Genomic DNA, 7,561 nt, shown 5'->3' on the forward strand with positions numbered 1-7,561 from the left:
TGCCGCCGGGGCGTTCGCTTATCTCCGCCAAGGGCGTATAACGACACAAGACGCTCAAAGTCTTGTGTGATCGGATGCTCGGGCGCATGCCATGATTCCTGGCAGCAGTGACGCTTCCTCGGGAGGACAAGTGGGACGACTCTTCGGTACCGACGGCGTGCGTGGCGTCGCCAACGCGGACCTGACGGCCGAGATGGCGCTCGGCCTGTCCGTCGCGGCGGCGCACGTGCTCGCCGAGGCGGGCACGTTCGAGGGCCATCGGCCGACCGCCGTGGTGGGCCGTGACCCGCGCGCGTCCGGGGAGTTCCTGGAGGCCGCCGTCGTCGCGGGCCTCGCCAGCGCGGGCGTGGACGTGCTCCGCGTCGGCGTGCTGCCCACGCCCGCCGTCGCCCACCTGACCGGCGCGCTCGGCGCCGACCTCGGTGTGATGCTGTCCGCCAGCCACAACGCGATGCCGGACAACGGCATCAAGTTCTTCGCCCGCGGCGGCCACAAGCTCGCGGACGAGCTGGAGGGCCGTATCGAGGCCGTCTACGAGTCGCACCGCCACGGCGAGCCCTGGGAGCGCCCCACCGGCGCCGGGGTCGGCCGGGTCCGCGACTACGAGGCGGGCTTCGAGACCTATGTCACCCACCTGCTGTCGGTGCTGCCCAACCGGCTCGACGGGCTGAAGATCGTCCTGGACGAGGCGCACGGCGCGGCCGCCGGTGTCTCCCCGGAGGCGTTCTCCCGCGCCGGTGCGACCCTCGTCACCATCGGTGCCGAGCCGAACGGCCTCAACATCAACGACGGCTGCGGCTCGACCCACCTGGACCTGCTGAAGGCCGCCGTGCTGGAGCACGGCGCGGACCTCGGCATCGCGCACGACGGTGACGCCGACCGCTGCCTGGCCGTGGACCACACCGGCGAGGAGGTCGACGGCGACCAGATCCTCGCGGTGCTGGCGCTGGCGATGCGGGAGCGTTCCGCGCTGTCCGCCGACACCGTCGTGGCCACCGTCATGTCCAACCTGGGCTTCAAGCTCGCCATGGAGCGGGCCGGCATCCGCCTGGTGCAGACGGCCGTCGGCGACCGGTACGTGCTGGAGGAGATGAAGGAGCACGGCTACGCCCTCGGCGGCGAGCAGTCCGGGCACGTCATCATCCTGGACCACGCCACCACCGGTGACGGCACGCTGACCGGCCTGCTGCTGGCGGCTCGGGTCGCCGAGACCGGCCGGGCGCTGCGCGAGCTGGCGTCGGTGATGGACCGGCTGCCGCAGGTGCTGGTCAACGTCCCGGACGTGGACCGCTCCCGGGTGGGGACCTCGGCCGACCTCGCGGCCGCCGTGGGTGAGGCCGAGCGCGAACTCGGCCAGACCGGGCGGGTGTTGCTGCGCCCCTCGGGCACGGAGCCGCTGGTGCGGGTGATGGTGGAGGCCGCCGACATCGACCAGGCCCGCACGATCGCCGGACGGCTGGCGGACGCGGTCAAGTCGGCGCTGGGCTAAGCCGCTTCGGGCGTCCCGCGCTTCGTGTCCTTCCCCGTCTTCGGGCGCTTCCCGCCCATCCTGGCCCAGAACACCTTCTGGGCCAGGAGGGTCAGCGTGCCCGCCACCACGATGCCGAACAGGTTCAGCAGCAGTTGCTCGCTGGAGCCGACGGTCTGCGTGGTGTCGCCGTAGGCGAGGGCCACGGCGGCGTTGGCGGCGGCCGGGACGGTGGTGACCGAGATCGCCACGCCGACCAGGGCGCCGGACTTGGCCGAGGTCAGGGAGAGCGTCCCCGCCGCGCCCGCGAGCAGCGCCACCACGAACGAGAAGGCGTCCGGCGCGTACACGAACCCGGTGTTGGGCCGGTCGCCCTCCAGCTTGCCCTCGCTGAACAGTCCGGCGGCGTCCATCAGCACGCTGAAGCCGACGGTGAGCGCCATCGCCACGGCGAAGCCCACCACCAGCGCGATCAGCGAGCGTGCCGCGAGCCGCGGCTTCCAGCGCACCAGGGCCGTACTGATCCCCGCCAGCGGCCCGAACTCCGGGCCCACCGCCATCGCGCCCACGATCAGCACCGCGTTGTCCAGCACGACACCGCAGGCGGCGATCATCGTGGCGATGGCGAGGAAGGCGACGTAGGTCACCGAGAGGGTGGACTCCTCATGGGTCTCCTCGACCAGGTGCTGCCACAGCACGGCGTCCGCGGCCTCGCCGGGCGCCTCCTCCTCGGCGCGGTCGGCGCGCGTCGACAGCGACAGGTCCACGTTGTCCGCGGCGATCGAGCCGGTGCGGTCGATGCCGAGTTCCTGGAGCCGGGAGAGCAGGCCGTCGGCCGCCTCCCGCGCGACGTCGCACATCACCACGTCCCCGGCCGGGTCGCGGGCGGCGCCGGGCAGGACGACGAGGTGGACGGCGCCGACCGTGGACTCGATCAGGCGCACCACCTCGTCCGTGCGGTCGGACGGGACGATCAGACGCAGATGCAGCATGCGCCCATCCAACCCCGTCCCCGCTACAGCTTGCGCAGGCGCAGGCGCTGCACGGTGTGGTCGGGGCCCTTGCGGAGCTGGAGGGTGGCCCGGCCGCGGGTGGGGGCGATGTTCTCGGTCAGGTTGGGCTTGTTGATGGTCCGCCACAGCGTGCGCGCGTAGTCCACCGCCTCCTCCTCCGAGACCTGGGTGTATTTGCGGAAGTACGAGGAGGGGTCCTGGAACGCCGTCTGGCGCAGCTTCTTGAACCGCTCCAGGTACCAGCGCTCGATGTCCTCGCCGCCGGCGTCGACGTACACGCTGAAGTCGAAGTAGTCGGCGAGACCGACGCGGGTGCGGCCGTCGCTGCCGGGCAGGGCGGGCTGGAGGACGTTGAGGCCCTCGACGATGAGGATGTCCGGGCGGCGCACGGTGAGGCGCTCGCCGGGGACGATGTCGTAGATGAGGTGGGAGTAGACCGGTGCGGTGACCTCGTCCTTGCCGGCCTTGATGTCGGCGACGAAGCGGGTCAGGGCGCGGCGGTCGTAGGACTCGGGGAAGCCCTTTCTGGACATCAGCCCGCGGGCCTGCAGCTCCTTGGTCGGCAGCAGGAAACCGTCCGTCGTGACCAGCTCCACGCGGGGGTGCTCGGGCCAGCGGGAGAGCAGGGCCTGGAGCAGGCGGGCCACGGTGGACTTGCCGACGGCGACCGAGCCCGCCACGCCTATGACGAAGGGGGTGCCGGACTGGGAGCCCTTCTCGCCCAGGAAGGTGTTCAGGGCGCCTCTGAGGCCGTCGGTGGCGCCGACGTAGAGGTTGAGCAGCCGGGAGAGCGGGAGGTAGATGTCCCGCACCTCGTCGAGGTCGATGACATCGCCGAGGCCGCGCAGCTTCTCCACCTCCTCGGCGGTGAGCGGCTGCGGCGTCTTGTCGCGCAGCGCGCTCCATTCGGCGCGGGTGAGATCGACGTAGGGAGTCGCCTCCGGCCTGTGCCGGTGGGCGCTCCGGGGCATCGCGGAGACCGGTGAGATCACATTCCATTGTTAACGCTGTTTGAACGGGCGTGGAGGTGGGGTCGGTCACGTCCGGGCGATGAAAGGTGTGAGCGTCGTGTGTGGCAGGGTCGAAAGTTGTCCGGAGACGTGGGGACAACCGTTCTTACTGCTCAGTGGTCGTGTGAACGTGAGTTCGTACGATGCGGACACGAAGACTGGCGCTGAAATGGTGGATGGATGACCCTGAGGGAAGACGCGGTGGTGGCGGGCAAGGCCGAAGAGGAGCCCGCCGGGGAGTTGGCCACCGCACATGTCCGGGTGACACAGGCGCCCTCGGAGCCGAAGGAGGCCGCCCCGAGCATGCGGGGCAAGGGGCAGCGGCTGGCCGCGCTGGACGGGCTGCGGTTCCTGGCCGCCGTCGCGGTGGTGGTCTTCCACTTCACCGGGCAGACGCCGGACACGATGGAGCACATCTGGGGGCGCCCGTACCAGGCGATCTTCCCGGACTCGCACCGCTATCTCGCCTTCGGCCGGCTCGGGGTCGACCTGTTCTTCCTGATCAGCGGCTTCGTGATCTGCATGAGCGCCTGGGGCCGGTCGCCGCGGGACTTCTTCATCTCCCGCGTGACCCGGCTGTACCCGATGTACTGGATAGGCGTGCTGGTGTCGGCGGCCGTCATCTACCTCTTCGACACCCCGATGGGTCACCCGAACCCGCGGGTCGTCTTCGCCAACCTCACCATGCTCCAGAAGCCGCTCGGCGTGGACAACCTGGACTCGGTGTACTGGACGCTCTGGCCGGAGCTGTGCTTCTACCTGACGTTCTCGATCGTGGTGTGGAAGGGCCTGACCTACACCCGCGTCGCCGTGTTCGCCGGTATCTGGACGGTCGCCGCGGTGCTGGCCCCGGCCGCGCATCTGCCGCTGCTGACCGTGCTGGTCAACCCGGTCTCCGCGCCGTTCTTCATCGCGGGCATGGCGTTCTACCTGATGTACCGGTTCCGGGCGACCCCGCTGCTGTGGGGGATCGTGCTGATGGCGTGGCTGCTGGCGATGCACTTCATCCTCACCCCGCACGGCGGCCGGCTGGACTGGGACACCTGGCACCCGTGGCGCGGCTGGCTGGTGCTGACGATCACCGGCTTCTTCGCGCTGATCGCCGCCATCGCGCTCGGCTGGACCAGCCGCATCCAGTGGCGGTGGCTGAGCGTGGCGGGAACGATGACCTTCCCGCTGTACCTGCTGCACGACGTGATCGGCCTGACCGTCGCCCACCACTTCGGTGACCGGATGGACCCCCGCCTGCTGGTGGTGTCCACGGTGGCCGCGCTGGTCCTGCTCGCCTATCTGGTGCACCGGCTCGTGGAGCGCCCGATCGCGAAGTACATGCGCCGCTGGCTCAACAGCGCCTCCTTCGGCCTGGAGGCCCCCGCGGTACGCCGCGGCTGAGCCCGGAAGGGGGCATCGCGTGGACGACGTTCACGCGGTGCCCCCTTTTTTTGTCCCTTCGGGCTTCGTACCCGAGTGAAAATTTCCGAATCCGGGCACGCGGAAGCGGTTTTGGACCGCTGACGGACCGTAGGCTGCGGCACATGTGCGGAATCGTGGGATACGTAGGGGCGCAGTCGGCGCTCGATGTCGTGATGGCCGGGCTGAAGCGGCTGGAGTACCGGGGCTACGACTCGGCCGGTGTCGCGGTGCTCGCGGACGGCGGCCTGGCCACGGCGAAACGGGCCGGGAAGCTGGTCAACCTGGAGAAGGAGCTGGGCGAACACCCGCTCCCGGCCGGCACCACCGGCATCGGGCACACCCGCTGGGCCACCCACGGCGGCCCGACGGACGCCAACGCCCATCCGCACCTGGACAACGCGGGCCGGGTCGCGGTCGTGCACAACGGCATCATCGAGAACTTCGCCGTACTGCGCGCGGAACTCACCGAGCGCGGCCACGACTTGGCCTCCGAGACGGACACCGAGGTGGTCGCGCACCTGCTGGCGGAGGAGTTCTCCGTGAGCGCCGACCTCGCGGAGGCGATGCGGCTGGTGTGCCGCCGCCTGGAGGGCGCGTTCACCCTTGTCGCGGTGCACGCCGACGAGCCGGACGTGGTCGTGGGCGCCCGCCGCAACTCCCCGCTGGTGGTGGGCGTCGGCGAGGGCGAGACGTTCCTCGCCTCCGACGTGGCCGCGTTCATCGCGCACACCCGCGAGGCCATCGAGCTGGGCCAGGACCAGGTCGTCGAGCTGCGCCGCGACGGCGTCACGGTGACCGGCTTCGACGGCAGCCCGGCCGAGGTCCGCGCCTACCACGTCGACTGGGACGCCTCGGCCGCCGAGAAGGGCGGCTACGACTACTTCATGCTCAAGGAGATCGCCGAGCAACCCAAGGCCGTGGCCGACACCCTCCTCGGCCGCATCGACCGCTCCGGCTCGCTCACCCTGGACGAGGTCCGGATCGGCGCGGCCGAGCTGCGCGAGGTCGACAAGGTCGTCATCGTCGCCTGCGGCACCGCCTTCCACGCCGGGCTGATCGCCAAGTACGCCATCGAGCACTGGACCCGCATCCCCTGTGAGGTCGAGCTGGCCAGCGAGTTCCGCTACCGGGACCCGATCCTGGACGGGCGTTCGCTGGTCATCGCCATCTCCCAGTCCGGCGAGACCATGGACACCCTGATGGCGCTCCGGCACGCCCGCGAGCAGGGCTCCAAGGTGCTGGCCATCTGCAACACCAACGGCTCGACCATCCCGCGCGAGTCCGACGCCGTGCTCTACACGCACGCCGGCCCCGAGGTCGCCGTCGCCTCCACCAAGGCGTTCCTGACCCAGCTCGTCGCCTGCTACCTCGTCGCCCTCTACCTGGGCCAGGTGCGCGGCACCAAGTGGGGCGACGAGATCCGGGACGTCATCCGCGACCTCTCCCAGATCTCCGGCGCGGTCGACCGGGTCCTGGAGACCATGGAGCCGGTACGGGAACTCGCGCGCTCGCTGGCGGAGAAGGACACGGTGCTCTTCCTCGGCCGCCACGTGGGCTACCCCGTCGCCCTGGAGGGCGCCCTCAAGCTCAAGGAACTCGCCTACATGCACGCCGAGGGCTTCGCGGCGGGCGAGCTGAAACACGGCCCGATCGCGCTGATCGAAGAGGACGTGCCGGTCGTCGTCGTCGTGCCCTCCCCGCGCGGCCGTTCCGTGCTGCACGACAAGATCGTCTCCAACATCCAGGAGATCCGCGCCCGCGGCGCCCGCACCATCGTGATCGCCGAGGAGGGCGACGAGGCGGTCGTCCCGTACGCCGACCACCTCATCCGCATCCCGGCCACGCCCACCCTGCTCCAGCCGCTGGTCTCCGCGGTGCCGCTGCAGGTGTTCGCCTGCGAACTGGCCACCGCGCGCGGCAACGAGGTGGACCAGCCGAGGAACCTGGCGAAGTCGGTGACGGTCGAGTAGGGGAGCGGCCGTAGGCTCCCGGCATGAGCATCATCGGGGTCGGGATCGACGTGGCCGAGATCGACCGTTTCCGGGCGGCGCTGGAGCGTACGCCCAATCTGGCCGCCCGGCTGTTCGCCGCGGGGGAGCTGACGCTGCCGGGCGGGGAGCGGCGCGGGATCGCCTCGCTCGCCGCCCGCTTCGCGGCCAAGGAGGCCCTCGCCAAGGCGCTGGGCGCCCCCGCCGGGCTGCTGTGGACCGACGCCGAGGTGTACGTCGAGGCCAGCGGGCAGCCCCGGCTGCGGGTCAAGGGCACCGTCGCGGCCCGCGCGGCCGAACTGGGGGTGCGGTCCTGGCACGTCTCGCTCAGCCACGACGCGGGCGTGGCCTCCGCCGTGGTGATCGCCGAGGGGTGAACCATCCGGGTGCGAGGGCCCGCGATTCGGGGGCAGACTCGGACCCATGCGTACTGCGTACAGCGTGGAGACGGTACGGGCCGCCGAGCGCGCCCTGATGGCCCGGCTGCCCGAGGGCACCCTGATGCAGCGGGCGGCCGCCGGACTGGCCGCCGCCTGCGCCGAGTTCCTCGGGCGGGTGTACGGCAGCCGGGTGGTGCTGCTCGTCGGCAGCGGTGACAACGGCGGCGACGCGCTGTACGCCGGGGCCCGGCTGCGGCGGCGCGGCGCCGGGGTCACCGCCGTCCTCCTC

Annotated in this window: 7 protein-coding genes; 5 read left to right on the forward strand and 2 right to left on the reverse strand. The window is 71.1% G+C overall.

The features are described 5' to 3' along the window. Nucleotides 1-130 precede the first annotated feature (130 nt). The gene (gene glmM, locus GT030_RS27285) at nt 131-1,489 is read left to right on the forward strand and encodes a phosphoglucosamine mutase (RefSeq protein WP_161203354.1); all 1,359 of its coding nucleotides are present in this window, start codon (nt 131-133) and stop codon (nt 1,487-1,489) included. Here the strand turns inward: glmM and GT030_RS27290 are convergent. Both GT030_RS27290 and coaA read right to left on the reverse strand, forming a co-directional pair. Continuing rightward, nucleotides 1,486-2,460, reverse strand: coding sequence for a DUF389 domain-containing protein (locus GT030_RS27290; RefSeq protein WP_161203355.1), 975 nt, complete (start codon nt 2,458-2,460; stop codon nt 1,486-1,488). The genes glmM and GT030_RS27290 overlap by 4 nt on opposite strands. Nucleotides 2,461-2,483: 23 nt before the next feature. Continuing rightward, a complete protein-coding gene (coaA, locus tag GT030_RS27295; protein WP_161203359.1) occupies nt 2,484-3,452 on the reverse strand; it encodes a type I pantothenate kinase in 969 nt (322 codons plus the stop codon). A gap of 219 nt (nt 3,453-3,671) precedes the next feature. Between coaA and GT030_RS27300 the strand changes: the two genes are divergently transcribed. From GT030_RS27300 to GT030_RS27315, 4 genes are all read left to right on the forward strand, one after another. Further along, nucleotides 3,672-4,883: an acyltransferase gene (locus GT030_RS27300; protein WP_161203356.1), complete on the forward strand. Its 1,212-nt coding sequence runs from the start codon at nt 3,672-3,674 to the stop codon at nt 4,881-4,883. A gap of 143 nt (nt 4,884-5,026) precedes the next feature. Then, nucleotides 5,027-6,874, forward strand: a complete 1,848-nt coding sequence (glmS, locus tag GT030_RS27305; RefSeq protein ID WP_161203357.1) for a glutamine--fructose-6-phosphate transaminase (isomerizing) — start codon at nt 5,027-5,029, stop codon at nt 6,872-6,874. A 23-nt stretch (nt 6,875-6,897) separates the two neighbouring features. Next, nucleotides 6,898-7,269, forward strand: a complete 372-nt coding sequence (locus GT030_RS27310; protein WP_161203358.1) for a holo-ACP synthase — start codon at nt 6,898-6,900, stop codon at nt 7,267-7,269. A gap of 46 nt (nt 7,270-7,315) precedes the next feature. Continuing rightward, the coding region (locus tag GT030_RS27315) for an NAD(P)H-hydrate epimerase (RefSeq protein ID WP_272920725.1) at nt 7,316-7,561 on the forward strand (246 nt) is incomplete at its 3' end.

The sequence above is a fragment of the Streptomyces sp. SID1328 genome (assembly GCF_009865595.1).
Taxonomy (GTDB): Bacteria; Actinomycetota; Actinomycetes; order Streptomycetales; family Streptomycetaceae; genus Streptomyces; species Streptomyces griseoluteus.